Raw genomic sequence first — 25,970 nt, 5'->3', positions numbered from 1 at the left:
ACCCACCTCGTCTCCTGAGAGGAGCGCACCATGCCTCCCACCGACGCGAACGCCGGCCCCGGCCCTGCCCGTCCCGGTGCCCCCGCCCACGCGGGCGCACCTGTTCACGAGGCCTCCGGCCGCCCCGCTGCGGACCGAACGGGCAGCCGGAGTGCCCCCTTCGCGGGCTTCGCCGTCGAGGACGACGACGGGGACTGCGAGGAAACGCTGGACCTGCATCTGCCCGCCGAATTCCGCGCGCTCCTCGCCGGAGGCACCGGCTATCTCCTGGGTCAGCCCCACACGTGGGGCCCGGTGGTCACACGCGTCGGCTCCTTGCACCTCGTTCCTGTGCGTATCGGTCACGACCTGCCGCTCGTCCATCGCTGGATGAACGACCCCGCCGTCGCGGAGTTCTGGGAGCTGGCCGGGCCCCCGAACCGGACGGAGGAGCATCTGCGCGCGCAACTCGACGGCGACGGACGCAGCGTGCCCTGCCTCGGCGCACTGGACGGCACACCGATGAGCTACTGGGAGATCTACCGGGCGGACCTGGATCCACTGGCCCGCCACCACCCGGCCCGGCCGCACGACATCGGGATCCATCTCCTCGTCGGCGAAGCGGCGGACCGAGGGCGGGGCGTGGGCTCGACCCTGCTGCGGGCCGTGGCCGACCTGATCCTCGACCGGCGCCCCGCGTGCGCACGGGTCGTGGCAGAACCCGACCTTCGCAACACCCCCTCCGTCGCAGCGTTCCTGAGCGCGGGATTCCGGTTCGCCGACGAGGTCGACCTGCCCGGCAAGCGGGCCGCCCTCATGATCCGGGACCGGGTCCTGCGCGATGTGCTGTAGCGCAGCGTGACTGTCCTGTCGCACGTAGTACGACCGGCGTGCCGTGCGAGTTCCCGCCGACCCGAGAATCCAGAGAAATTCCTGCGCCCGCTGCCTCCCCCCACTCGTCCACCCACTCAGTCACCCACTCATCCGCCCACTCGCCCCACCCAGGAGCCCGGCCGTGATCCCGCCCTCCCTCCCCGTCTTGATCGCCCGTTTGTCAGTGCCGGGCCGTAGGGTGGTCGGGCTATGACGAAGCCCTCACTCCCCGAACTCCTGCACGCCGCTGTCACCGCTGTGGGCGGCACGGAGCGCCCCGGCCAGGTGACCATGGCCGAAGCGGTCGCCGAGGCGATCGACGACGGATCCCACCTGCTGGTCCAGGCCGGTACCGGCACCGGTAAGTCGCTCGGCTATCTCGTGCCGGCGCTCGCGCACGGGGAACGGGTGGTCGTCGCCACGGCCACCCTCGCGCTGCAGCGCCAGCTGGTGGAGCGCGACCTGCCGCGCACGGTGGAGGCCCTGCACCCGCTGCTGCGCCGCCGCCCGGAGTTCGCCATGCTCAAGGGCCGGTCGAACTATCTCTGCCTGCACCGCCTGCACGAGGGCATGCCCCAGGACGAGGAGGACGGTCTCTTCGACCAGTTCGAGGCCGCGGCGCCCACCAGCAAGCTGGGCCAGGATCTCCTGAGGCTGCGGGACTGGTCGGACGAGACGGAGACCGGCGACCGGGACGACCTCACTCCGGGCGTGTCGGACCGTGCCTGGGCGCAGGTGTCGGTGTCGTCGCGGGAGTGCCTGGGCGCGTCGAAGTGCGCCTACGGCGCCGAGTGCTTCGCGGAGATGGCCCGGGAGCGTGCCAAGCTCGCCGACGTCGTGGTCACCAACCACGCGCTGCTCGCCATCGACGCCATCGAGGGCGCACCGGTGCTGCCCCAGCACGAGGTGCTGATCGTGGACGAGGCCCATGAACTCGTCTCCCGCGTCACCGGCGTCGCGACCGGCGAGCTCACGCCCGGCCAGGTCAACCGGGCGGTGCGCCGTGCCGCCAAGCTCGTCAACGAGAAGGCCGCCGACCAGCTGCAGACCGCCGCCGAGGGCTTCGAGCGGCTGATGGAGCTGGCCCTGCCGGGGCGTCTGGAGGAGATCCCGGAAGATCTCGGCTATGCCCTGATGGCCCTGCGGGACGCCGCGCGCACGGTGATCACCGCGCTCGGCTCCACCCGGGACAAGTCGGTGCAGGACGAGGACGCGGTCCGCAAGCAGGCGCTGGCCTCGGTGGAGACGGTGCACGACGTGGCGGAGCGGGTCCTGAACGGCTCGGAGTGGGACGTCGTCTGGTACGAGCGGCACGACCGCTTCGGCGCCTCCCTTCGGGTCGCTCCCATGTCGGTGTCGGGTCTGCTCAGGGAGAAGCTCTTCTCCGACCGCGCGGTCGTCCTCACCTCGGCGACCCTCAAGCTGGGCGGTGACTTCAACGGCGTGGGCGCCTCCCTGGGGCTGGGCCCCGAGGGCGTGGAGGGCGAGGACCTGCCGAAGTGGAAGGGCATCGACGTCGGCTCGCCCTTCGACTACCGCAAGCAGGGCATCCTCTATGTCGCCCGGCATCTCTCGCGCCCCGCGCGTGACGGGGAGCGCTCCGACATGCTGGACGAGCTGACCGAGCTGATCCAGGCGGCCGGCGGCCGTACCCTCGGGCTGTTCTCGTCCATGCGGGCCGCGCAGCTCGCGGCGGAGGAGTTGCGCTCGAGGATTCCCGAGTTCCCGATCCTGCTCCAGGGCGAGGAGACCCTCGGCGAACTGATCAAGAACTTCGCGGCCGACCCGAGGACCTGTCTGTTCGGCACCCTTTCTTTGTGGCAGGGCGTCGACGTGCCGGGGCCGAGCTGTCAGCTGGTCGTGATGGACAAGATCCCGTTCCCCCGTCCCGACGATCCCTTGATGAGCGCCCGGCAGAAGGCGGTGGAGGACGCCGGGGGCAACGGCTTCATGGCGGTGGCCGCCACCCACGCCGCTCTGCTGATGGCCCAGGGCGCCGGCCGGCTCGTCCGCGCCTCGGGAGACCGGGGCGTGGTCGCCGTACTGGACCAGCGGCTGGCGACCGCACGGTACGGCGGCTATCTGAAAGCGTCACTGCCGGACTTCTGGTACACCACGGACCGTAACCAGGTGCGCAGGTCGCTCGCCGCGATCGACGCGGCGGCGAAGGCGGCCGAGGCGCAGCAGGCCGCGAAGTGATCGCGGGGTAGCCTGACCGGCGCCGGTCAGGCTACCCCGCGATGCGAGGAGTGCCGGGAGCCGCCCCGGACAGGGCAGGGCCCCGGAACCGGCGCAGGGGTTCCGGGGCCCGGTCAGGGAGCGAGCAGCCGTACGGCCCGCCCGCAGGTGTCACACGCGCCGCAGCACCGCGACGACCTTGCCCAGGATGGTCGCGTCGTCGCCGGGGATCGGCTCGTAGGCCGCGTTGTGCGGGAGGAGCCAGACATGGCCGTCCTCGCGCTTGAAGCGCTTGACGGTGGCTTCGCCGTCGAGCATCGCGGCCACGATGTCGCCGTTCTCGGCGACCGGCTGGCGGCGCACGGTGACCCAGTCGCCGTCGCAGATCGCGGCCTCGATCATGGAGTCGCCGACGACCTTCAGGACGAAGAGTTCACCGTCGCCGACGAGCTGGCGGGGGAGAGGGAAGACGTCCTCGACGGACTCCTCCGCGAGGATGGGGCCACCGGCGGCGATACGGCCGACCAGCGGGACGTACGACGCGGCGGGCTTGCCGGCGGTGTCCGTGGGCTGCATGGTCACGGCCTGGTCCGAGCCGCGCACCTCGTACGCGCGCGGGCGGTGCGGGTCGCGGCGCAGGAAGCCCTTGCGCTCGAGTGCCATCAGCTGGTGCGCGACCGAGGAGGTGCTCGAGAGGCCGACGGCCTGGCCGATCTCCCGCATCGACGGCGGGTAACCGCGCCGCTGTACGGAGTCGCGGATGACCTCGATCACGCGGCGCTGCCGGTCGGTGAGTCCGGAGCTGTCGGCCCGGATGCCTGGAGGCCGGCCTGGCAGGGAGCGCTTGGGTCCCTCGGGATTCGTGGCTTCGTTCATCACGTGTACCGCCTCGACTCGGCCCTGGGAGCGGTCCTGGGCGGTGATGGTGGCACTGTCTGCGGTGGTGGTCACGTCGGCCCCTCTCGATGGTCTCCCTGCTGCACAACGGTAGTTGCTTTCGAAAGGTTGCGCCAAACACACGTTCGAGTGAAAAAGTGCGATTCACCTGACGCGATCATGTGTCTGGGTGTATTGCTGACGCGCCACCTGGCGGGCAAAAGCGCCCATTGTTGTACTCTTCACCGCTGGGGTTGCCGACCTCGTGGGTCGCGGCCCCAGTCTGCCATCCGGAAGCCGGCCGTCCCGGCTCCGGGTCCCTTCTGCGCCGGAGTCCCACGCGTCCTCCGTGTGGCGCTCACGGTATCTCCGTAAGCCGCTCAGCGATACGGTTCTGCGGCCCGCGTGTCCCTGCGCGGTCCTTCGCGGCCGGTGTGCGCGGCGGTTCCGCGCGACACGCGATTCTGCCTCGATGTATGAGCCAATCCCCACATCTAGTGGTTGGATGGCTACAGCAGCCCAGAAGTTGTGGTCCCCCGGGTCTGAGACGGCTCCACGATCGCCTATGCTTAGGGCTGCTTCGCGGGGCTCATGTGGCTCGGTGAGGTTGATGAGTCTGCTGTGAGGAGGGTTGGAGATCATGCACTGCCCCTTCTGCAGGCACCCCGACAGCCGCGTGGTCGACAGTCGTACGACCGACGACGGCACGTCGATCCGCAGGCGCCGCCAGTGCCCTGACTGCTCCCGTCGTTTCACGACCGTGGAGACGTGCTCGCTCATGGTGATCAAGCGGTCCGGGGTCACCGAGCCGTTCAGCCGGACCAAGGTCATCAACGGCGTGCGCAAGGCATGCCAGGGGCGGCCTGTCACCGAGGACGCACTCGCCCAGCTCGGCCAGCGGGTCGAGGAGGCGGTACGGGCCACCGGAAGCGCCGAGCTGACCACCCATGACGTGGGGCTGGCCATACTCGGCCCGTTGCAGGAACTCGACCTCGTCGCCTATCTGCGGTTCGCCTCCGTCTACCGGGCGTTCGACTCGCTCGAGGACTTCGAGGCCGCCATCGCGGAGCTGAGGGAGGCGACGGGAGGCCCCGGCGTGGACGAGGAAGATGCGGGAACGGGGAGCAAGGAAGACGATCGCGGGCCGGGCAGGACCGGCGAGGTCCCCGTGCCCGCCCACGCCGCCGAGTGACGGCGGGCCGGAATCCGGGAGGAGAGCCGGGTTCCGGCCGTGAGGCGGCCAACGAAGACCTGTCGCGGGTGGCAGCTGAGGGTGCCCGCGACACACGACAGAACACCGTGCCACGGGAACAATCGGGGCACTTCAGGGCGTTTTTGCCCGTACAGGGAGGCGGCATGACAGAGACGGCGAGCGGTCCGGCACGAGGTTCCCGAGCGAAGGGCGCCAAGGCCACCAAGGGGCTGCGTGTCGAGCGCATCCACACCACCCCCGGCGTACACCCGTACGACGAGGTGTCGTGGGAGCGCCGTGACGTCGTCATGACCAACTGGCGCGACGGCTCGGTCAATTTCGAGCAGCGTGGCGTCGAGTTCCCCGACTTCTGGTCGGTGAACGCGGTCAACATCGTCACCAGCAAGTACTTCCGCGGTGCCGTCGGCACCCCGCAGCGCGAGACCAGCCTCAAGCAGCTGATCGACCGCATCGTGAAGACGTACCGGAAGGCCGGCGAGGACTACAAGTACTTCGCCTCGCCCGCCGACGCCGAGATCTTCGAGCACGAGCTGGCGTACGCCCTCCTGCACCAGATCTTCAGCTTCAACAGCCCCGTCTGGTTCAACGTGGGCACCCCGCAGCCCCAGCAGGTCTCCGCCTGCTTCATCCTGTCCGTCGACGACTCCATGGAGTCGATCCTCGACTGGTACAAGGAAGAGGGGATGATCTTCAAGGGCGGCTCCGGCGCCGGCCTGAACCTCTCCCGCATCCGCTCCTCCAAGGAGCTGCTGTCCTCCGGCGGCAACGCCTCCGGCCCGGTCTCCTTCATGCGCGGCGCCGACGCCTCCGCCGGCACCATCAAGTCCGGCGGCGCCACCCGCCGCGCCGCCAAGATGGTCGTCCTCGACGTGGACCACCCCGACATCGAGGACTTCATCGAGACCAAGGTCAAGGAGGAGGAGAAGATCCGCGTCCTGCGCGACGCGGGCTTCGACATGGACCTGGGCGGCGAGGACATCACCTCCGTCCAGTACCAGAACGCCAACAACTCGGTCCGCGTGAACGACGAGTTCATGAAGGCGGTCGAGGAGGGCGGCAAGTTCGGCCTGCGCGCCCGTATGACCGGCGAGGTCATCGAGGAGGTCGACGCCAAGGCGCTCTTCCGCAAGATCGCCGAGGCCGCCTGGGCCTGCGCTGACCCCGGCATCCAGTACGACGACACCATCAACAACTGGCACACCTGCCCCGAGTCCGGCCGGATCACCGCGTCGAACCCGTGCAGCGAGTACATGCACCTGGACAACACGTCCTGCAACCTGGCCTCGCTGAACCTGATGAAGTTCCTGAAGGACGACGGCAAGGGCAACCAGTCCTTCGAGACCGAGCGCTTCCAGAAGGTCGTCGAGCTGGTCATCACCGCGATGGACATCTCGATCTGCTTCGCGGACTTCCCGACCCAGAAGATCGGCGAGAACACGCGCGCGTTCCGCCAGCTCGGCATCGGCTACGCCAACCTCGGCGCCCTGCTGATGGCCACCGGCCACGCCTACGACTCCGACGGCGGCCGCGCCCTCGCCGGTGCCATCACCTCCCTGATGACGGGCACCGCCTACCGCCGCTCCGCCGAACTGGCCGCGGTCGTCGGCCCGTACGACGGCTACGCCCGCAACGCCGACGCCCACAAGCGCGTCATGGCGCAGCACGCCGACGCCAACGGCAAGGCCGTCCGCATGGACGACCTGGACACCCCGGTGTGGGCCGCCGCCACGGAGGCCTGGCAGGACGTGCTGCGTCTCGGTGAGAAGAACGGTTTCCGTAACTCCCAGGCGTCCGTCCTCGCCCCCACCGGCACCATCGGCCTCGCGATGTCCTGCGACACCACCGGTGTCGAGCCCGACCTGGCGCTCGTGAAGTTCAAGAAGCTGGTCGGCGGCGGCTCGATGCAGATCGTCAACGGCACCGTCCCGCAGGCCCTGCGCCGCCTGGGCTACCAGGAGGAGCAGATCGAGGCGATCGTCGCCCACATCGCCGAGCACGGCAATGTGATCGACGCCCCGGGCCTGAAGCACGAGCACTACGAGGTGTTCGACTGCGCCATGGGCGAGCGCGCCATCTCCCCGATGGGCCACGTCCGCATGATGGCCGCGATCCAGCCGTGGATCTCCGGCGCCATCTCCAAGACGGTCAACATGCCGGAGACGGCGACCGTCGAGGAGGTCGAGGAGATCTACTTCGAGGCCTGGAAGCTGGGCGTCAAGGCGCTCGCGATCTACCGCGACAACTGCAAGGTGGGCCAGCCGCTGTCCGCCAAGAAGAAGGAGACCGCGGAGGACAAGGCCGAGGAGCCCGCCGCCGAGCCCAAGGTCGAGAAGGTCGTCGAGTACCGCCCGGTCCGCAAGCGCCTCCCGAAGGGCCGCCCGGGGATCACCACCTCCTTCACGGTCGGTGGCGCCGAGGGCTACATGACCGCCAACTCCTACCCGGACGACGGTCTCGGCGAGGTCTTCCTGAAGATGTCCAAGCAGGGCTCGACCCTCGCGGGCATGATGGACGCCTTCTCCATCGCGGTCTCCGTCGGCCTGCAGTACGGCGTGCCGCTGGAGACGTACGTCTCGAAGTTCACCAACATGCGCTTCGAGCCGGCCGGCATGACGGACGACCCGGACGTGCGGATGGCGCAGTCGATCGTCGACTACATCTTCCGCCGTCTGGCGCTGGACTTCCTGCCCTTCGAGACCCGCTCCGCGCTCGGCATCCACTCCGCCGAGGAGCGCCAGCGGCACCTGGAGACCGGTTCCTACGAGCCGTCCGAGGACGAGGTCGACGTCGAGGGCCTGGCCCAGTCGGCGCCGCGTGCACAGGAGCTGAAGGCGGTCGCCACGCCGAAGGCCGAGACCGAGGCGGCCAAGCCCGCTCCGAAGCAGGCCCACACCAGCGCCGAACTGGTGGAGATGCAGCTGGGCATCCAGGCCGACGCCCCGCTGTGCTTCTCCTGCGGTACGAAGATGCAGCGGGCCGGTTCCTGCTACATCTGCGAGGGCTGCGGCTCGACCAGCGGCTGCAGCTGACGGTCTGAAGTGAGGTGAGGGTAAGGGGCGCCGGCCAATTGCCGGCGCCCCTTACCCCTAGGGCTGGATCCTGCACTTCTAGGGCTGGGCCCTGCCCATGACGCGGGTGAAGGCCGCGGGGTCCTCCTCGAAGCCGTGCACGCCGGGACGGAAGGCCCACTCCCCGGCCTCGTCCCGCACGAATTCGGCGATCGTGGCGGCCGTCGCCCCGGGGATCGAGCCGAAGTCGTCCTGGGCGAGCACGGTGTAGCGGCCCTCCCGGACCCGCATGCCCGGGTTGAGCACCTGGGCGAACGTCCTGGGCCCGTAGCGCTGCTGGATGACGACACCGACCACCACGCGCGCGTACCGGCTGTCCAGCCGGTCCAGTTGCAGCGTCATGACCTCGTCCCAGCCGAAGCCCTTGCCGTCCGGGCTGTCCCGGTTGAGGAAGATCGTGCCGTCCGGTGAGCGGCTGTCGAAGTGCACCACGTACGCCGGGCTCCCGTACGCGTCGCCCGACACGAAGGTCGCGGCGACGAGATCCAGATCGCTCGGAGGCTGACCCGCCGGACTGGGGTCCCACTTGAGTCCGACCTCGACCTCGCGCATTCCCTTGCTGAAGCCGGTCAACAGGCTTCCCCTTCCCCCAGTGGCTGCCTCGTTCCCCAACTCGCGCGGAGAAGGGGTCTCTTGCTCATCGTGCCACGCGCGCGGGGGCATGTGCGCGGGTGATCTGCGCCGGAGCGTGACCGGCGCCACGTCCCGTGGCCTTACGATGGCGCGGTGCTGGTCAAGTGGATTCGCTGCACCGTGGTGGACCGCCGCGGTTTCGAGCGGGGGCAGCGGAAATGGGCGGGGCTTCTGGGGGAGCCGGGATTCCGGGGGCAGGGTGGCGGCTGGAGCCGGCAGCGACCGGGCGTGGCGCACATCTTCGCGTTCTGGGAGAGCCGCGCCTTCTACGACTCCTTCATGGCCCGCTCGCACGACCGGCTGGCGTCCGCCCAGGCCGGCACGTTCAAGGACGCCCAGGCCAAGCTCTTCGAGTACCGCTTCGATGTGAAGACCGGCTTCGAGCCGAGGTTCACCGACGCCGATCTCATCCGTGTGGCTCTGTGCCGGATCCACGAGGAGCGCGTCGAGCACTTCACCCTCATGCAGGAGAAGGTCTGGAATCCCGCGATGGCCGGTTCGCCCGGCATGATCCGCGGCATGTTCGCCGAGGCGCCCGGTCAGGAGTTCATGATCCTGTCGATGTGGCGGTCGGCCGCGGAGCACGGCAAGTACCGCACCGAGCGTGTGGAACGCCTCGCGCTGCGCGCCCAGACCGAGGCCGACGTCGCGGCTCTCTCCGGGGACATCGTGGAGATGGAGCCGTCCTGGACGGTGTGAGGACGGCGACGGCAAGTTTGAATTTCAAACCCGCAATGCCAGGGGTCCGGAGCCGCCCTCGAGGGCGGGTTTCGTGTGACATACGCTGTATGAGCCCGCACGAGTGCATTGATTCCCGTCGCTCGATCTAGGGTTTTGGCATGGCACGACCACGGCGCATCGTCCTTGTCCGGCACGGCGAGTCCACGGGCAACGTCGACGACTCCGTGTACGAGCGCGAGCCCGACCACGCTCTCGCGCTGACCGAGCGCGGCTGGCGGCAGGCAGAGGAGACCGGCAAGAAGCTCCGGGAGCTCTTCGGCCGGGAACGCGTGAGCGTGTACGTCTCCCCGTACCGCCGCACCCACGAGACACTCCGCGCCTTCCACCTCGACCCGGACCTCATACGCGTCCGGGAGGAGCCGAGGCTGCGCGAGCAGGACTGGGGCAACTGGCAGGACCGCGACGACGTACGCCTGCAGAAGGCCTACCGCGACGCGTACGGCCACTTCTTCTTCCGGTTCCCGCAGGGCGAGTCGGGTGCCGACGTGTACGACCGGGTCGGCGGCTTCCTGGAGAGCCTGTACCGCAGCTTCGAGGCACCGGACCATCCGCCGAACGTCCTGCTGGTCACCCACGGGCTCGCGATGCGCCTGTTCTGCATGCGCTGGTTCCACTGGACGGTCGCCGAATTCGAGTCGCTGTCGAATCCGGGGAACGCCGAGATGCGGATGCTCGTTCTCGGGGAGGACGGCAAGTACACGCTCGACCGGCCCTTCGAGCGCTGGCGCGAACCGGTGCCGTACTGGGTGAACGGATAGAGTGGCAGAGCGATGACCGCTGACTCCTCGACCTCGGGGCGCCTGGAGCGCGCCCTGGCCAGCCTGCGCGGACTGGCCGTGGGGGACGCCCTGGGCTCCCAGTTCTTCGTTCCGGCGAACTACCCCCTGCTGAAGCGGCGCGAGCTGCCCGCGGGACCCTGGCAGTGGACGGACGACACCGAGATGGCCTGCTCCGTGGTCGCCGTCCTCGCCGCCCACGGCCGCATCGACCAGGACTCCCTGGCCCGTTCCTTCGCCGAGCACCACGACTTCGACCGGGGATACGGCCCTGCCGTCAACCGTCTGCTGCGCCTGGTCCGAGAGGGCCAGGACTGGCGGGAACTGGCCGCCGGGCTGTTCAACGGACAGGGGTCCTGGGGCAACGGAGCGGCGATGCGGATCGCGCCGCTGGGCGCGTGGTACGCGGACGATCCCGAGCAGGCGACCCATCAGGCGGAGATCTCGGCCTACACCACCCACCAGCACCGTGAGGCCGTCGTCGGCGCCATGGCCGTGGCCGCCGCGGCGGCGCTGGCCGGCTCACCGGACGGCCCGCCCAGCCCCGAGGCACTCCTCGACGGTGTCGTCGCCCTGGTCCCGAAGAGCGCGGTCGGCCAGGGGCTCCGGCGCGCCCGGGACATGCTCGACTACGGCGACGCGGGCACCGTCGCCGCGGTGCTCGGGTGCGGACGGCGTACGACGGCCCACGACACCGTGCCCTTCGCCCTCTGGTCCGCCGCCCGGAGCCTCGGTGACTACGAGACGGCGTTCTGGACGACGGCCGGAGTGGGCGGCGACATGGACACGACCTGCGCGATCGTGGGCGGTGTGCTCGCCTCCGGCAAGGCGGGGGCTCCGCCTGCGGAATGGGTCGAGCGCGCCGAGGCACTGCCGGACTGGGTGCCCTCGGGGCTCTGACCGCTCAGGTGAGGACGGCCTGAACGTCCCCGGAGGCACCGGCGCGGCCCGCACCGCGTGCCCTGCGCCCCGCCGGTGAGGCGATCAGGCCTTCCGAGCGGCCCTGCCTGCAGGCCGAGCCGTACGGACACGGCGTCTGCCTCCGCGCCTGGCGAAACTCTCCGTATCCGCCGGGAACTCTGCGTGACCGCCGCCCGTTCCTCCCATGTCTGTCGCAGGCTGTGCCTCTCGGCGGCGGGGTGGCGGGCAGGTGAAGAGCAACGGTGGGAGGGGTGTGGAGATGGCGTACGCGATGCCGGCTCTGCTGCTGGTTCCGGTTCTGCTGCTCGGGCGGACGCCGGCCGTGATGCGTACGGCCGGACCGCCACCGGCGCCGTCAGGCCCTGGGTGGCGGTCCGGCCGACCGTGGCTTCGTACGTCTCGCGCCGACTCAGCCGATGCCCGGGCCCGCCACGCCGGCGAGTGCGTCGAGATCGCTCTTGCGCACCCTGATCACCAGCCAGGCGGTGAGGAACGCGACGGCGGCCATGGCGGCGGCCGGCACGAAGGCCGTGGAGATGCCGTGGGCCAGCACCTCGTGTCCCCAGGGCGCGGGAAGCTGATGCGTCTTGGCGAACTGGGCCTGCTGCTCGGGCGAACTGCCGGCCAGGAACTTCGGCAGCTGCTTCTTCGCCTCGTCCTTGGCGGCCGAGCCGAAGACGGTCGTCAGGATGGACAGTCCGAGCGAACCGCCCACCTGCTGCATGGCGTTGAGGAGCCCGGAGGCGGCACCGGCCTCGTGCTGGGCGACTCCGGACACCGCCGTGACCGTGGCCGTCACGAAGTTCAGGCCCATGCCGAAGCCGAACACCAGCATCGGCCCGAGCACTCCGCCGAGATAGGAGCTGTCCGGCCGGATGAAGGTCTGCCAGACCAGCCCGATCACCACGAGCGCCGTGCCGGTCATCATGAACGGCCTCGGGCCGAGGGCGGGAAGGAACCGCTGGGACAGACCCGCGCCGACCGCGATCGCGACCGTCACGGGGAGGAAGGCCAGGCCGGCCCTGATCGCGCTGTAGCCGAGGACGTCCTGCACGAACAGCACGATGTAGAAGAACATGCCGAACATCGCGGCGGCGAGGCTCAGCATGATCACGTACGTTCCCCAGCGGTTGCGGTCCGCGAACATCTTGAGCGGGGTGATCGGCTCCTTCGCCCGTATCTCGGTGAAGACGAAGGCGAGCAGCAGCACCGCGGCCGCGCCGAAGGAGCCGAGCGTGAGGCCGTCCCGCCAGCCGTTCTCCGAAGCGCGGATGAAGCCGTAGACCAGCGAGGCCATGCCGGCCGTCGACGTCAGCGCGCCGGTGATGTCGAAGCGACCCGGATGCCGCCGGGACTCGTTGATGTAGAGCGGAGCGAGAGCGGCGATCAGCACGCCGATCGGCACGTTGACGAACAGCACCCAACGCCAGTCGAGCCAGTCCGTGAGCATGCCGCCCGCGAGCAGGCCGATGGCGCCGCCGCCCGCGGACACGGCGGCGAACACCCCGAAGGCCCGGTTGCGTTCCGGGCCTTCGGGGAAGGTCGTGGTGATCAGTGCAAGAGATGTGGGCGAGGCGATCGCGCCGCCCACGCCCTGCAAGGCCCGCGCGGCCAGCAGTTGCCACGGCTCCTGGGCGAGACCGCCCAGGAGGGAGGCGAAGGTGAACAACAGGATGCCGGCCATGAACACCCGGCGGCGGCCGAGGATGTCACCGGCGCGCGCACCGAGCAGGAGCAGGCCGCCGAACGTGAGCGTGTAGGCGCTGACCACCCATGTCAGGTCCGTGGTGCTGAACTTGAGCGCGTCTTGAATGTGCGGGAGCGCGATGTTCACAATCGTCGCGTCGAGTACCACCATGAGTTGGCAGGCCGCGATGACGGTGAGTGCGATGCCGGGATGCCCCTCCCGGCGGGCCACGCCCGGTTCTGGATCCTGCAACAGCTGAGAGGTCGTCACAATGGGTCCCCCCTGAAGGCATTAGTGAACGATCGCGTTCACTTTCGCGTCCACGGTAGTGAGTCCCCGACAGTGAACGCAAGCGTTCACTTAATCTCGTGCCCCGCCTCGCGTCCCCCTGTTGCTGCAGCGCGGCACAGCCTGCCCCCCGGCAATCCCCGCTTCCCCTGTTGGAGAGACACAGATGGTTACTTCGCGCTGGACGGCTGCTCCCGCTCGGGCGGCTTCCCCTCGTCGGCGCGGCGTGGTGCTGGAGCGCGCGATCCTCGAAGCCGCGCTGGAGCAACTCGGCGAGGTCGGCTGGAAGGGGCTGACCATGGAAGGAGTCGCCGCCGGCGCCCAGACCGGCAAGGCCGCGGTCTACCGCCGCTGGCCCTGCAAGGAGGACCTCGTCGCGGACGCGCTGGTGGCTGGGCTTCCCAGGGTGGAGACGGCCCCGGACCTCGGCAGCGTGCGCGAGGACCTTCTCGCCCTGTGCCGGCAGGTACGGCAGATCATGTTCTCGCCGCCGGGCGTGGCGCTGCGCTCGGTGATTCACGAGTGCGATCAGATCCACGCGGAACGCTTCCAGGAAGTGATCGTCGGAGGGGTGGTGGAGCCGACCGTCCGACTCCTGGGGGAGGTCATCACCCGTGGAATAGGGCGAGGTGAGGTGCGTGCGGACGCGGCCAACGGCTATGTCTTCGACGCCATCCCGGCCGTGATGATGTACCGCTCGAAGATGTGCGCCAGCGAATGGAGTGATCAGGACCTTGAGGAGATGATCGACCAGCTGATGCTCCCGCTGCTGCGGCCCTACGGAGCCTGACGGCACCCCCGGTGACCTGCCCGGCGGGACGGGAGACCGGGGTGTCGGCCGACCCGCCCGGCGGCGTACGCTAAGGGCGCCATGCCGTACGAACCGCCTACCCACACCGTCGAGCGCTCCCTGCGCGCCACGACCGGAGCGAAGGTCATTGCCGGTGTCGACGAGGTGGGGCGCGGCGCATGGGCCGGACCTGTCACCGTCTGCGCGGCGGTCACCGGACTCCGCCGCCCGCCCGAGGGGCTGACCGACTCCAAGCTGCTGACGATCAAGCGGCGCACCGAGCTGGCGGAGACCCTTCGCTCATGGGTGACCGCCTACGCGCTGGGGCATGCTTCCCCCGAGGAGATCGACGACCTGGGGATGACCGCCGCGCTGCGGCTCGCCGCGGTCCGGGCTCTGGACGCCCTGCCGGTCCGCCCCGACGCAGTGATCCTCGACGGGAAGCACGACTACCTCGGCGCTCCCTGGAGGGTGCGCACGGTGATCAAGGGCGATCAGTCGTGTGTGGCCGTCGCGGCGGCGTCGGTGATAGCCAAGGTTCAGCGCGACAAAATGATGGCCGAACTGGGTGCCGACCATGCACACTTCGGATTTGCGGACAACGCCGGGTATCCGTCGCCCGTGCACAAGGCCGCGCTGGAGGAGTGGGGGCCCACCCCGCACCACCGCTTGTCGTGGGCGTATCTTGATGCGTTGCCTCAGTGGCGGCACCTCAAGAAGGTCCGCAGCTGGGTGGACGGAAGCGTTCCCGAGATCGAGGGCCAGCTCGGCTTCGATTTCTGACGGTTCCGCTCGCACTGATGTGCCACCCGGTCACCCGTGCCGCACCAACGTTTGATAAATATCAGCTCATGCCTCTCATTCCCGAGGAGCCTCAGATTCACGAGAGTGCCCAGGGTCCCCGCGCCACGCCGGCCAACGGTCGTACCGCGCCGACCCCTCGCCCTGTACCCGGCCCCCGTCCCGCGGCTCCGTCCCGCCCCGGTCGTCCCGGCCCTCCGCGGCCGGTGCCGCCGGTGCAGCGCACACCGCGTGACGTGGCTCAGGCCAAGCCCGCTCCGTCCGGCCCGGCCGCTCCCGCCGCCGCGGCGGCCGGCCCGCAGATCCAGCTGATCCCGGCCTCGGCCGAGGGTGCGCTCGACGCCGCCGAGGAGGCGGTGGACCTGCTGCTGGAGTCGGGCCGTGCCCCTGGCGACGTGCTCGTGATCACCACGGGGTCCCAGCATCCGTGGGCGGAGCACGAACTGTCCTTCGGTGAAGCTTCCTACTGGGCGCAGCACGACGCCGGTGACGACGTCTTCTACGCGGACGCCGCCGTCGCCTCCCGTGCCGCGTCCCGCCCCGTGGTCGTCGTGGCCCTCAACGGAGGTCCCGCTGCCGCTGCCGCCTCGGCCCTGCCGCTGGCCCACTCCCGGGCCGGTGCCCTGCTGATCGTCTGCGGCGACCCCCAGCAGATCAACTCGGTGCTGGGCGCGGGCGTCTGATCAGAGTCCGGCGCCGCGCGGCGACGGGGTGACGAGGCAACCGATCTGGAGGTAACCGAACGGCGTGGCCTTTGGCATGCCCGGGTGGCCGGTGGGGGCACAGGCGGAGGCCGGTGTCCTGGGACTGGGGCAGGATGCCAGTGCCGGGCAGTGGGAGGACCCCGTCTGCGCCCGTTGCGCCGGCACCGCACGGACCGCCAGCGCCGCCTGCTTTCGCTGGCCAAGGGCACTTGGGAAGCGGTCTCGGCACGGGGCGCCCGCACCGTTGTCGGCGCGAACCCGGCATCGTCTGTTTCTCGGTACGGCCCCCGTGCGCTTAGGGCACCCCAGGCCTTGCCGCGCGTAGTCATGGCACGGTCATGCCGTCCCGGGAGCCGTTCGCGGACCGGGTCAGTGGCCGGGGAGACGGTCGTCGGTACCAGCCGGCGGTACGAGCCGGCCTTCCTCGGCGCCGCCTAGCGGGCCGCCGCGCGGCGCAGGACCTCGGAGACCGGTCCGCCGGTGCGTGGTGCGGGCGGCGGCGCGTCGGAGGTGGCGAAGGGCTCGGGCGCGGAGTCCGCATTGGGGCGGCGTCCGCTGCGACCTTCACCGAGCACGTGCCAGCCGTCGTGGGTCAGCGTGATGTACGCCCCGCACCGCAGTCCGTGCAGGGTGCAGGCGTCACGCAGGCCCCACATCCAGGCTCCGTCCTCCTCCGTCCACTGCGCGTCGCCCTCACGGCAGTAGAGGAGGATGGCCGTGCGCACCGGGGTCCGGCGCCTCAGGTCGTGCGGGATGATCCGGCGCAGCTGCGCGAGCAGCGCGTTGCGGAACATCCAGCCGTCGGCCGGGGCGGGCCGGCGGGTGAACGACGCACTCGCGCACAGCCGTTCCTCCGGATCCAGCACTGCCACGACCGCCGTGGAAGGCCTCGGCCGATGGCGGGAGTGCAGACCGGTGACGACCTCACGGGGGTTGCGCAGCAAAGGGATTCCGGCGGCGGCCCATTCGGCCGGCTCGAGCAGACGACTGGCGGAAGCGGCGGTCGCGGATGTCGAGAACGAGGCCGCCGAGGACGAGGCGAATCCGAAGGTCACGTTCCTCCCTTCGGCTGCGAGCCCACATTGCGGGCGAGGTCGGATTCGAGGGACCGCGCACCGCAGCAAAGCCCGACCGGTCACGGGCGAGCCGCGCGGGGAGCGGACCTCAATTCTTCCTGCCGAACTTGGATGCGGCAACGAGCAATTGAGGCCACCGACTGTTATCTGGTGGTGCGTGGCTTATATCCCTACCCAAAGGTTGGCTCACTGACGCATGAGGTGGCGGGATCGCGTCCGCTCCGCCTTCCGGTACGAGTGCGCGGTCAGCCCTGGACGGCCAGGACCAGCGGCAACACCCCCCGAGCGCCGGACTTTCTGAGCAGGCGTGCCGCGACCGCGAGCGTCCAGCCCGTTTCGGTGAAGTCGTCGACCAGCAGCACCGGACCGCCGGCCTCGGAGAGCGCCGAAGCCAGGCCGGGCGGCACCGTCAGCGCGCCGTCGAGCGCCTTCAGCCGCTGCGCGCTGTTGCTGCGCGACACGCGCGGCACGTCCTCGGCGTACTCCACCGAGCCCAGCAGCGGCAGCCGGCCGACCTCGGCGATGCGGGCGCCCAGCGAATGGATCAGCAAAGGCCGCGTCCGCGAGGCGACGGTGACGACTCCCACCGGCCGTGCCTGCGCGTCGGACACACCCGAGGCCCAGCCGCCGGGGCCCTTCGCCCAGTCGGCCAGGACGTCGACCACGGCCCGCGCCACGTCGTCCGGCACGGCGTGGTCCGGTGCCTGCGGCGCGAGGAGCGGACGCAGGCGGTTGCCCCAGCCGATGTCCGACAGCCGCCCCAGCGCGCGCCCCGGCGACGCCTGTTCACCGGCCGGAATGCGTCCCTTGAGATCGATGCCGATCGCCGGCAGGCCCGTCGGCCACATGCGGCGGGGCTCCACCTCGACGCCGGCCCGGCCCAGGTCGCTGCGGGCGGAGTCCACCGCGCCCGGGGAGATGTCCGAGGTGAAGCGGGGGCCGGCGCAGTTGTCACAGCGGCCGCACGGTCTGGCGGCTTCGTCGTCCAGCTGACGCTGCAGGAACTCCATACGGCACTCGGTGGTGGACGCGTAGGCCCGCATGGCCTCCTGTTCCGCAGCGCGCTGCCGGGCGACCCAGTCGTAGCGCTCGGCGTCGTACGACCAGGGCTGCCCGGTGGCGATCCATCCGCCCTGGACGCGGCGGACCGCTCCGTCCACGTCGAGGACCTTCAGCATCGTCTCCAGCCGGGAGCGGCGCAGCTCGACCAGGGGCTCCAGTGCGGGCAGCGACAGAGGGCGGTCCGCCCGGGCGAGGACGTCCAGGGTGCGCCGGACCAGCTCCTCGGAAGGGAAGGCCAAAGACGCGAAGTACTGCCAGATCGCCTCGTCCTCCTTGCCCGGCAGCAGCAGTACCTCGGCGTGATCGACACCGCGACCGGCACGGCCGACCTGCTGGTAGTAGGCGATGGGGGAGGAGGGGGAACCGAGATGGACCACGAAACCGAGATCCGGCTTGTCGAATCCCATGCCGAGCGCGGACGTGGCGACCAGCGCCTTGACCCGGTTGGCGAGCAGATCGTCCTCGGCCTGCTGACGCTCGGCGTTCTCCGTCTTGCCCGTGTACGAGGCGACGGTGTGCCCGCGCTGCCGCAGAAACGCGGTGACCTCTTCCGCGGCGGCGACCGTGAGCGTGTAGATGATGCCGGAGCCCGGCAGGTCGTCCAGGTGGTCGGCGAGCCACGCCATGCGGTGCGCGGCGTCCGGCAGCCGCAGCACGCCGAGGCTGAGGCTCTCCCGGGCCAGTGGCCCGCGCAGCACCAGGGCGTCCGAGGTGCCGCCGGTGCCCAGCTGCTCGGCGACGTCCGCGGTCACCCGGGCATTGGCCGTGGCGGTGGTGGCCAGTACCGGAACACCGGGCGGGAGGTCGCCGAGCATGGTGCGCAGCCGCCGGTAGTCGGGGCGGAAGTCGTGGCCCCAGTCGGAGATGCAGTGGGCCTCGTCCACGACCAGCAGGCCGGTCGCGGCGGACAGCTTGGGCAGGACCTGGTCGCGGAAGTCGGGGTTGTTCAGCCGCTCCGGGCTGACGAGCAGGACATCCACCTGGCCGGCCGCGATCTCGGTCTGCACGGCGTCCCACTCCTCGGTGTTGGAGGAGTTGATGGTGCGGGCATGGATGCCGGCCCGGGCCGCGGCGTCCACCTGATTGCGCATGAGCGCGAGCAGCGGCGAGACGATCACCGTGGGCCCGCTGCCTCTGGCCCGCAGCAACGACGTCGCCCACGAAGTACACCGCGGACTTGCCCCACCCCGTGCGCTGCACGACCAGGGCCCGGCGCCGCTCGGCGACCAGCGCCTCGATCGCCCGCCACTGATCCTCGCGCAGCCGGGCCGTGCCCGTGGCATCCCCGACGAGCCGGGCGAGGACGGCATCCGCCTGCGTCCGGAGATCCGCGTTGCTCGTGTGCTCCATGCGTCCCATACAACAGGACGGGACCGACAAACGGCGGACCCGCTGCCCTGGGCTGTGGACAACCCGGACGGCGTTGTCGTGTCCCTGATCCGACTTGTCCACAGGCTCAACCGGAATCACGCGATCCGCGAGATCGTCTGCGCATGACGAATCACAGCGAAACCACCGGACCGTTCGAGAACAACGACATCTCGGGCCAGGAGCCGTTCACCGGCGCGTCCGCGCACGACACACAGGTCACGCTGCGCACCCCGGCCGAGCTGGCCGACGCCCTGCCCTACCTCCTCGGCTACCGTCCGGAGGACAGCATGGTGCTGGTGGCCCTGCACGACCGCGAAGGCAAGGGCAGGTTCGGCGGCCGGGCCCGGCTCGGCATCCCCAAGAACGAGGAGGACTGGAAGGCGGCCGCACGCCAGCTGGCCCAGGGACTGGTGACCGGCAGCGAACGACGGGGCGCCCGGCCCGAACAGATGGTGGCCTACGTCTGCCAGGAACCGTCCCCGGGCGAGTCGGGCCGCGACGTCAAACGACGCCTCGAGCCACTGGTCCACCTGCTGCGCACCCAGTGCGGCGAGCTCGACGTACCGGTCATCGAGGCACTGTGTATCTCCGACGGCCGCTATTGGTCGTACTGCTGCCCGATCGTGGGCTGCTGCCCCGAGGACGGCTCGCCGATGGGCCTTCCCGGCACCTCCGTACTGGCAGCGGCGGCCACCTACGCGGGCATTCAAGTGCGCGGCACCCTCAGGGAGTTGCGCGCCAGGCTGCAGCCCTGGGACACGTCCGCGGCACTGGAGCAGGAGGTCGCTCTGGACGCGGCCGGCATGAGCCTGGTGCCCCGCATCCTCGACGAGGCGTCCCGCGCGGAGGTGGCGGAGGAGACGCTGCGCCTCGCCGAGCGGATCATGCGCCGCTTCGCCGACGCGGCGCCCGTGTCCGGCACACATCCGGCGGACCTGCGCGACGACCGTCTGCTCGCCCATGACGAGGCGGCGGCTCTGATCCTCGGGCTCCAGGACCGTACGACACGCGACCGGGCGGCCGCATGGATGGAGGGCGACGAGGCGGGTCCGGCCCTGCGGCTCTGGCGCGCCCTGGCCCGCCGCTGCGTCGGGCCGTACGGCGAGCACGCCGCGGCTCCGCTGACCCTGGCCGGCTGGGTCGCCTGGTCGACCGGTGACGAACTGGAGGCGCGCGAGGCGCTGGCCATGGCGCTGGGCGCGGATCCCGACTATCTCTTCGCCCGCCTGCTGCACCAGGCCTGCAACGAAGGCCTCGATCCGGAAGCGATCCGCCGCTGCCTGCGCGCGGACCGCGGGGCGCGCACGCCGGGGCAGACCGGCGCGCAGCCGAGCCAGCGGAAGGAGACGGCTCAGGCCGGTCTCCCGCCCGCCGAGGGCGCCGAAGCCGGTGCCCCAGTTGACCCGCAGGGCACCGAAACCGGTGTCCGAGTGGATCCCCGAGGCCCCGAAACCGGTGTCCGAGGGGACGGCCAGGGCGCCGAAGCAGGACGAGGGAGCGGCACGCGCCGACGGCGCCGGACGCGATCGACCGAGGCCGGCGCCGCCCCTCGCGCCGCCCGGTCCACCGGAGGACGGCGGAGGCCGGCTGGCTCCCACCCCGGCCCGTCGGCGGCCGAGCCCGCACGCCCCGGCAGCCGTGGCCTCGGCGGCACGCGCACCCGTGCGGCAGAGCCCGACGGCACCACGGCGGGCGCAGCCCTGTCGAGGACCGACCGCTGCGAGCCCGAGAGCGAGGGTTGATCGTGGCCCGGGGAGCGCGACGGGCATGGCCCGGGGAACGCGACGGGGCCGGCCCGGCCGACCTTCCGCGCCCGGCTGCCCGAGGCGCCCGCGAGGGACCGTCACACGACCGTCGGCGGACAGGCCCGCAGCAAGCCCTCGCCTCCGGCCATCGACCGAGCCGCTTCCCGCCGACCGGGCTGCGCGGCGCCGGCGCCCCGCTCGCCCCGCACACGAGCAGGCCGCGGCCCGCCATGATCGAGAGGGCGGTGGAGGCCCTGCGACTGCGACCGTGACCTCGTGCAACGCCAGAGGGTGACGAAACAGGACCCGGCTCCGCACCGCATACTGGAACGAAGCGGAAGCGCCACCGATGGGGCCGAGGAAGGGAGTGTTTATCGTCAGGAAGACGACTATGATCGCGGCATGCCCTACGACCCGTCAGCCTTTCCGCCATTCGCCGTGACCGTGGACCTGGTCGTGCTGACCGTACGCCGCCATGCCCTGTGCGCGCTGGCGGTCCGCCGGGGCGAGCCCCCCTTCCAAGGGCGCTGGGCGCTGCCCGGAGGCTTCGTGCGGGCCGACGAGGATCTCTCCCAGGCGGCAGCGCGTGAGCTCGCCGAGGAGACCGGGCTGTGCGTGCACGACCCCTCGGCCCCGGCCCAGGCCAACGGAGCCCATCTCGAACAGCTCGCCACCTACGGAGACCCCAAGCGGGACCCGCGCATGCGCGTGGTGAGCGTCGCCCACCTCGCCCTCGCGCCCGACCTGCCCGCTCCGCGCGCGGGAGGCGACGCCAGCAACGCGCGCTGGGCGCCGGTCGAGGAACTGCTCCAGCAGGGCGGTTACGGCCGCGACGACGAGCCCGTGGCGCCGCTCGCCTTCGACCACGCCCAGATCCTCGCCGACGGGGTGGAACGGGCCCGGTCCAAGATCGAGTACTCGTCTCTGGCCACCGCCTTCTGCCCGAGCGAGTTCACCGTCGGTGAGCTGCGCCGGGTGTACGAGGCGGTGTGGGGCGTGGCCCTCGATCCGCGCAACTTCCACCGCAAGGTCACCGGCACACCCGGGTTCCTCGTCCCCACCGGAGGTACGACCACGCGCCAGGGCGGCCGGCCGGCGCAGCTCTTCCGGGCGGGCGGCGCCACGCTGCTCAACCCCCCGATGCTCCGCCCCGAGGTCTGAGGCGGGCAGCCGCTCTCCGGACGCTCGGGAGGCCCGGCCCGTCGCGTGCCGGGGAGTACCTCGAACGGCGGAACTGAACGGGTCCGGCCGCACCACGTGTGGTAGGAGACCCGGTGATACCCGGAAAACAGGACATAGCGCGCTATCTTGCTGCAGGTGATCCAGGCCTTCGGACTGACCAGCACTCCCCGCAAGGCGCACCCGCCCGTCGTCGACGACGTCTCCTTCGAAGCGCGCGCGGGCCATGTCACCGTGCTCCTCGGCGGCGCCGGCGCGGGCAAGACGACGGCGCTCAGACTGATGCTCGAGCTCCAACCCGGGCGTGGCATCACCTACTTCAGAGGACGGCCCCTGCATCGCATCGCCCATCCGGCGCGGGAGGTCGGAGTGCTCCTCGGCGACGTGCCGGGGCATCCGGCCCGCTCGGTCCGGGGCCATCTGCGCATGCTGTGCGCGGCTTCGGGAGTCCCTGCGCGGCGGGCCGACGAAGTCCTCGAAGTGGTCGGTCTCGTCAGCTTCCGTGACGAGCCTCTGGGCACGCTCTCGCGGGGCATGGACCGCAGGCTCGGCCTGGCCTGCGCCCTGCTGCCCGACCCGCACACGCTCGTCCTCGACGAGCCCGCTGCCGGTCTGTCCGCCCGCGAGGCGCGGTGGCTGCACGGAATGCTGCGCGCCCACGCCGGCCAGGGCGGCACGGTTCTGTTCACCACCGCCGACCCCAAGGAGGCAGCCCGCACGGCCGACCGCGTCATCACCCTCGACGGCGGCAGAGTGGTGGCCGACCAGGAGGCCGGCGAGTTCGCCCGCACCCGGCTGCGTCCGCGCGTGGCCGTCCGCAGCCCCCATGCAGCGCGGCTGGCGGCCCTGCTCACCAAGGAGGCCCGTACGGCGCGCCGCTCCGTCGAGGTGGTCCGCGAGGGCGGCAACCGCCTCTCGGTGTACGGCTCCACGACCGCCGATGTCGGAGAGACGGCATTCCGGCACGGCATCCTCGTGCACCAACTGTCGGACGAGGTCGGCGACATGGGGCCGGGATCCGGCGCCGGGCCCGCTCCCGCCGTTGCCGAAGCGGGCGCGGCCGAACCGCGGGTGGAGCGCGCACACGCCGGGCCGGGGCCCTCTTCCGCGGGGCCCGGGACGGCGCGGGATCTGCCGGCGGTGGAGCCGGACGCCTCGGCGTTCGGCCTCGTGGCGTCCGCGGCCGGCCCCCAGGCGGTCGGCCTGTCGACGGCGGGGGCCGGTGCGTCGGCCTACGACTCGCCGGAGCAGGCGGCGCCCGTGACGTCCGGCCTCCCGTCCGGGGAGCGGGGCGGCGCCGCATCGGGCCACGCGGCGAGAGAACGGCGTGCCACGCCGTTCGGCTTCAGCGCACCGCCGCGAGACGACGCCGCAGCGGGCACCCTTGCCGAGCAGCGGTGCGCGCCCGGCGCCGCCGCGGGCGAAGAACCATCGGCTGGGGAGGGGACTCAGGCCCTGAGCGGTGCGCGGACGTCGCTCGCGGAGACGTCCCCGGACCGGAATGTGGCAGAGCGCATCGAGACCACGCGTCGGCTACGGGCCGAGGGCGTGCCGCCCGCGGACAAGGTCCCGGGGATGAGCGGGCCTGTGCCCGTCGGCCCGGCCGGCGGCGGGGACGCGGCTGAGGGCGGCCCCGGAGCGGTTCCCGCCGTGGTGCAGGCCGGAGCCGACGGCGGCCGGAGCGCCGAGTCGGCCTCCGCGGACACCCGGCGGGATGCGGCCGCGGCGGCCCCGGAACCGCAGACCGGCAGCACGAGGACCTTGGCCGTGGGCATCTCCGCGCTCCGCACCCGTCTCCCCGGCGCCCGGAAGCCACGCTCTCGTCAGCCGCAGGACACCCTCGCCGCCCGCCTCGACGATGCTTCCTCCGTCGACGCTCTCTTCCCCCTCCCGCCCCCCATCGCCGTCCGCCCCGCCCCCAGCCCCCTCCGCCCCCTGCGCTACGAGGTCCGGCGTGCCACCGGCATCGGTGTCGGCTTCCTCACCTGCGGTGCCGTCCTGGCGGTGTCCGCGCTCACCGCCGTAGTGCTGGCCAGGATCGGGCACACCCCGCAGGCGCGGCTGTTCGCCGCGTGGCCCCGTCAACTGCCGCTGCCGCCCGCGGCACTCGCGGCGGGACTGCTCGGTGCGCTGGCCTTCGGGGACGAGTTCCGCCACCCCGCCCTCGCGGCGGACCGCGGCACCGTGCCCCGCCGGCTGGGGCTGCTCACCGCGAAACTGCTCGTCTCCGGAGCCACCGCGGCCCTGCTGGCCTTCCTCACCCTGGGCTGCGACGCCGAAGCGCTCTACATCGTCTACGGACGGGAGCTCACGCAAGTTCCCGCGGACTGGCTTTCGCTCAGCGTGAGTTGGTTCGGCCTCGTCGTCGGGTGCGCGTGGGCCGGTGTGCTGTCGGCCGGCGTGTTCCGGTCCACCTCGGCCGGCCTGGCCGCCGTACTCGCCGTACCCGTTGCCGTCGTCCCGTGCGTGCACACGGTGATGGCGGGGCCGGCCCCGCGCATGGCCGCCGGGTTTCCCGTGCGGATGCGGGAGGTCCTCTTGCTGCAGTGGCCCTTCGGAGGCGAGCGCTACCTGCTCGGCTTCGCGCGCGTGCTCGCCCAACCGGTCGGCGGCGCCATGGCGTTGTCGCTGTCGGCACTGCTGTGCGCGTACCTGTTCACGACGCTGCGCAACCGGTTCCGGTGATGACTCTCAGCCCACTTCCGATCCTGCTGCGTGCACAACTCCCCGCGGAAAGACCATTTCTTTCCGATAAGGCGTCAATTGCGATGGGGTGAGCGATCACCCTTTCGTGTGCTTTTCACCAAAGACCTCAAGGGAGTTGGAGGCGACGCCGACAAAGGATCCGTGAGTACCCTTGCGCACACCATGATGACCGCCGCCCGCTCCACCGACTCCGGTCTGGCCGGCCCGGGCGAACTCGACCGCTACCCCTACGCAGAACCGCAGGTGGCCGACCGCGTCACAGCACCCTCCTGGGAAGGCGCGGATCCCGAGCTCGGCCGCGTCGGCCGACGCGCCGCCGGCAGCCGCGGACGCGGGCTGCACGGCCAACTCGTTCAGCAGCTCGGACAGATGATCGTCTCCGGCGACCTGGGCGCCGACCGGCCGCTGGTGCCCGAGGAGATCGGCCAGCGCTTCGAGGTCTCCCGCACCGTCGTCCGTGAGTCCCTCCGCGTTCTGGAGGCCAAGGGCCTGGTCAGCGCCCGCCCGAACGTCGGCACGCGTGTGCGTCCCGTCAGCGACTGGAACCTGCTCGACCCCGACATCATCGAGTGGCGGGCCTTCGGGCCCCAGCGCGACGACCAGCGCCGCGAGCTGAGCGAGCTGCGCTGGACCATCGAGCCGCTGGCCGCCCGCCTCGCCGCCGGGCACGGGCGCGAGGAGGTGCAGCAGCGCCTCAGCGACATGGTCGAGATCATGAGTCACGCCATGGCGCAGGGCGACGCGCTGACCTACTCGCGCGCCGACAACGAGTTCCACGGGCTGCTCATCCAGATCGCCGGCAACCGCATGCTCGAACACCTCTCCGGAATCGTCTCCGCCGCCCTCCAGGTCTCGGGAGGCCCGGTCACGGGCTGTGACCGGCCGAACGAGACGTCGCTCGCGCAGCACGCGCGGATCGTCGACGCGCTCGGCACCGGCGACGGCGCGGCGGCAGAGACGGCCATGCGGCAACTGCTCACGGTCCACCCCGAGGTGGAGCGCGTGGTGCCCGCTCCGCGCGAGCACTGACCCCGCGGCCGGGGCGGAGCGGTCGCCGGTGTGGGGCGTCGGCCTGGTTCTCGTGGCGCGCGTGGCGGTGCCGGGCTCGTTGACGGCCGCCGCTGGACCTTGCCGGACCTTGCGCGGTCCGGCAAGGTCCAGCGGTGCGACGGGCCGCCAGGGGTGTCCGGGTGATCGGGCGGACGTCAGAGAGTGATCCTATTTGTCCAAGTCTGATCGCTTTTGACCGCTTACGGGGTGTGACTCGGGCCACGCAGATTGGGCGTAACGCTCGTGGAAACAG

At 71.2% G+C, this 25,970-nt stretch carries 18 protein-coding genes and 1 pseudogene; 14 read left to right on the top strand and 5 right to left on the bottom strand.

All coding sequences use genetic code 11. The annotated features are described in order from the left end of the window. Positions 1-30 precede the first annotated feature (30 nt). Both OG956_RS08875 and OG956_RS08870 read left to right on the top strand, forming a co-directional pair. Entirely contained in the window at positions 31-831 is an 801-nt protein-coding gene (locus OG956_RS08875) for a GNAT family N-acetyltransferase (protein ID WP_330337409.1), read from the top strand. A 231-nt stretch (positions 832-1,062) separates the two neighbouring features. After that, entirely contained in the window at positions 1,063-3,051 is a 1,989-nt protein-coding gene (locus OG956_RS08870) for an ATP-dependent DNA helicase (protein ID WP_330337408.1), read from the top strand. A gap of 150 nt (positions 3,052-3,201) precedes the next feature. Here OG956_RS08870 and lexA read toward each other — a convergent pair whose 3' ends face one another. Then, positions 3,202-3,981, bottom strand: a complete 780-nt coding sequence (gene lexA / locus OG956_RS08865; RefSeq protein ID WP_330337407.1) for a transcriptional repressor LexA — start codon at positions 3,979-3,981, stop codon at positions 3,202-3,204. Positions 3,982-4,546: 565 nt separating this feature from the next. Here lexA and nrdR point away from each other — a divergent pair. Beyond that, positions 4,547-5,098: a transcriptional regulator NrdR gene (gene nrdR / locus OG956_RS08860; RefSeq protein ID WP_330337406.1), complete on the top strand. Its 552-nt coding sequence runs from the start codon at positions 4,547-4,549 to the stop codon at positions 5,096-5,098. A gap of 164 nt (positions 5,099-5,262) precedes the next feature. Next, positions 5,263-8,148 carry a vitamin B12-dependent ribonucleotide reductase gene (locus tag OG956_RS08855; RefSeq protein WP_330337405.1) on the top strand — a complete coding sequence of 962 codons (2,886 nt, stop codon included), beginning with the start codon at positions 5,263-5,265 and terminating at the stop codon, positions 8,146-8,148. 78 nt (positions 8,149-8,226) lie between these two features. Here the strand turns inward: OG956_RS08855 and OG956_RS08850 are convergent, their stop codons facing one another. Then, positions 8,227-8,760 (bottom strand): TerD family protein, encoded by a 534-nt coding sequence (locus tag OG956_RS08850; RefSeq protein WP_330337404.1) that lies wholly within the window; start codon positions 8,758-8,760, stop codon positions 8,227-8,229. A gap of 153 nt (positions 8,761-8,913) precedes the next feature. Between OG956_RS08850 and OG956_RS08845 the strand changes: the two genes are divergently transcribed. The 3 genes from OG956_RS08845 to OG956_RS08835 all read left to right on the top strand — a co-directional run bounded on the left by OG956_RS08845 (position 8,914) and on the right by OG956_RS08835 (position 11,237). Next, positions 8,914-9,519: a YdbC family protein gene (locus OG956_RS08845; RefSeq protein ID WP_330337403.1), complete on the top strand. Its 606-nt coding sequence runs from the start codon at positions 8,914-8,916 to the stop codon at positions 9,517-9,519. Between the two features lie 140 nt (positions 9,520-9,659). Next, positions 9,660-10,319: a histidine phosphatase family protein gene (locus OG956_RS08840; RefSeq protein ID WP_330337402.1), complete on the top strand. Its 660-nt coding sequence runs from the start codon at positions 9,660-9,662 to the stop codon at positions 10,317-10,319. A gap of 12 nt (positions 10,320-10,331) precedes the next feature. Next, on the top strand, positions 10,332-11,237 hold the full coding sequence (locus OG956_RS08835; protein WP_330337401.1) for an ADP-ribosylglycohydrolase family protein: 906 nt from the start codon (positions 10,332-10,334) through the stop codon (positions 11,235-11,237). Between the two features lie 430 nt (positions 11,238-11,667). On the opposite strand, the gene OG956_RS08830 is transcribed toward OG956_RS08835, so the two are convergent. After that, positions 11,668-13,215: an MFS transporter gene (locus tag OG956_RS08830; protein WP_330337400.1), complete on the bottom strand. Its 1,548-nt coding sequence runs from the start codon at positions 13,213-13,215 to the stop codon at positions 11,668-11,670. A gap of 184 nt (positions 13,216-13,399) precedes the next feature. Here OG956_RS08830 and OG956_RS08825 point away from each other — a divergent pair, with 184 nt between their 5' ends. The 3 genes from OG956_RS08825 (at position 13,400) to OG956_RS08815 (ending at position 15,507) form a co-directional block, all read left to right on the top strand. Beyond that, a complete protein-coding gene (locus tag OG956_RS08825) occupies positions 13,400-14,023 on the top strand; it encodes a TetR/AcrR family transcriptional regulator (protein ID WP_330337399.1) in 624 nt (207 codons plus the stop codon). Between the two features lie 81 nt (positions 14,024-14,104). After that, the gene (locus OG956_RS08820) at positions 14,105-14,806 is read left to right on the top strand and encodes a ribonuclease HII (protein WP_330337398.1); all 702 of its coding nucleotides are present in this window, start codon (positions 14,105-14,107) and stop codon (positions 14,804-14,806) included. A 68-nt stretch (positions 14,807-14,874) separates the two neighbouring features. After that, positions 14,875-15,507: a hypothetical protein gene (locus OG956_RS08815; RefSeq protein WP_330337397.1), complete on the top strand. Its 633-nt coding sequence runs from the start codon at positions 14,875-14,877 to the stop codon at positions 15,505-15,507. Between the two features lie 455 nt (positions 15,508-15,962). Here OG956_RS08815 and OG956_RS08810 read toward each other — a convergent pair whose 3' ends face one another. Together OG956_RS08810 and OG956_RS08805 are read right to left on the bottom strand one after the other, a co-directional pair. Continuing rightward, complete coding sequence (locus OG956_RS08810) at positions 15,963-16,583, bottom strand: hypothetical protein (RefSeq protein ID WP_330337396.1); 621 nt, start codon at positions 16,581-16,583, stop codon at positions 15,963-15,965. 266 nt (positions 16,584-16,849) lie between these two features. Next, positions 16,850-19,016: pseudogene (locus tag OG956_RS08805) on the bottom strand (RecQ family ATP-dependent DNA helicase). Positions 19,017-19,159: 143 nt separating this feature from the next. Here OG956_RS08805 and OG956_RS08800 point away from each other — a divergent pair. From OG956_RS08800 to OG956_RS08785, 4 genes are all read left to right on the top strand, one after another. Next, positions 19,160-20,779 carry a DUF4192 domain-containing protein gene (locus OG956_RS08800; RefSeq protein WP_330337395.1) on the top strand — a complete coding sequence of 540 codons (1,620 nt, stop codon included), beginning with the start codon at positions 19,160-19,162 and terminating at the stop codon, positions 20,777-20,779. A 405-nt stretch (positions 20,780-21,184) separates the two neighbouring features. Then, complete coding sequence (locus tag OG956_RS08795) at positions 21,185-21,943, top strand: NUDIX hydrolase (RefSeq protein ID WP_330337394.1); 759 nt, start codon at positions 21,185-21,187, stop codon at positions 21,941-21,943. A 156-nt stretch (positions 21,944-22,099) separates the two neighbouring features. Beyond that, on the top strand, positions 22,100-24,646 hold the full coding sequence (locus OG956_RS08790) for an ATP-binding cassette domain-containing protein (protein ID WP_443065543.1): 2,547 nt from the start codon (positions 22,100-22,102) through the stop codon (positions 24,644-24,646). A 162-nt stretch (positions 24,647-24,808) separates the two neighbouring features. Continuing rightward, the gene (locus tag OG956_RS08785) at positions 24,809-25,696 is read left to right on the top strand and encodes a FadR/GntR family transcriptional regulator (protein ID WP_330337392.1); all 888 of its coding nucleotides are present in this window, start codon (positions 24,809-24,811) and stop codon (positions 25,694-25,696) included. Positions 25,697-25,970 lie beyond the last annotated feature (274 nt).

The organism is Streptomyces sp. NBC_00557 (assembly GCF_036345995.1).
Taxonomy (GTDB): Bacteria; Actinomycetota; Actinomycetes; order Streptomycetales; family Streptomycetaceae; genus Streptomyces.
This window is presented reverse-complemented; position numbering and strand designations above follow the sequence as displayed.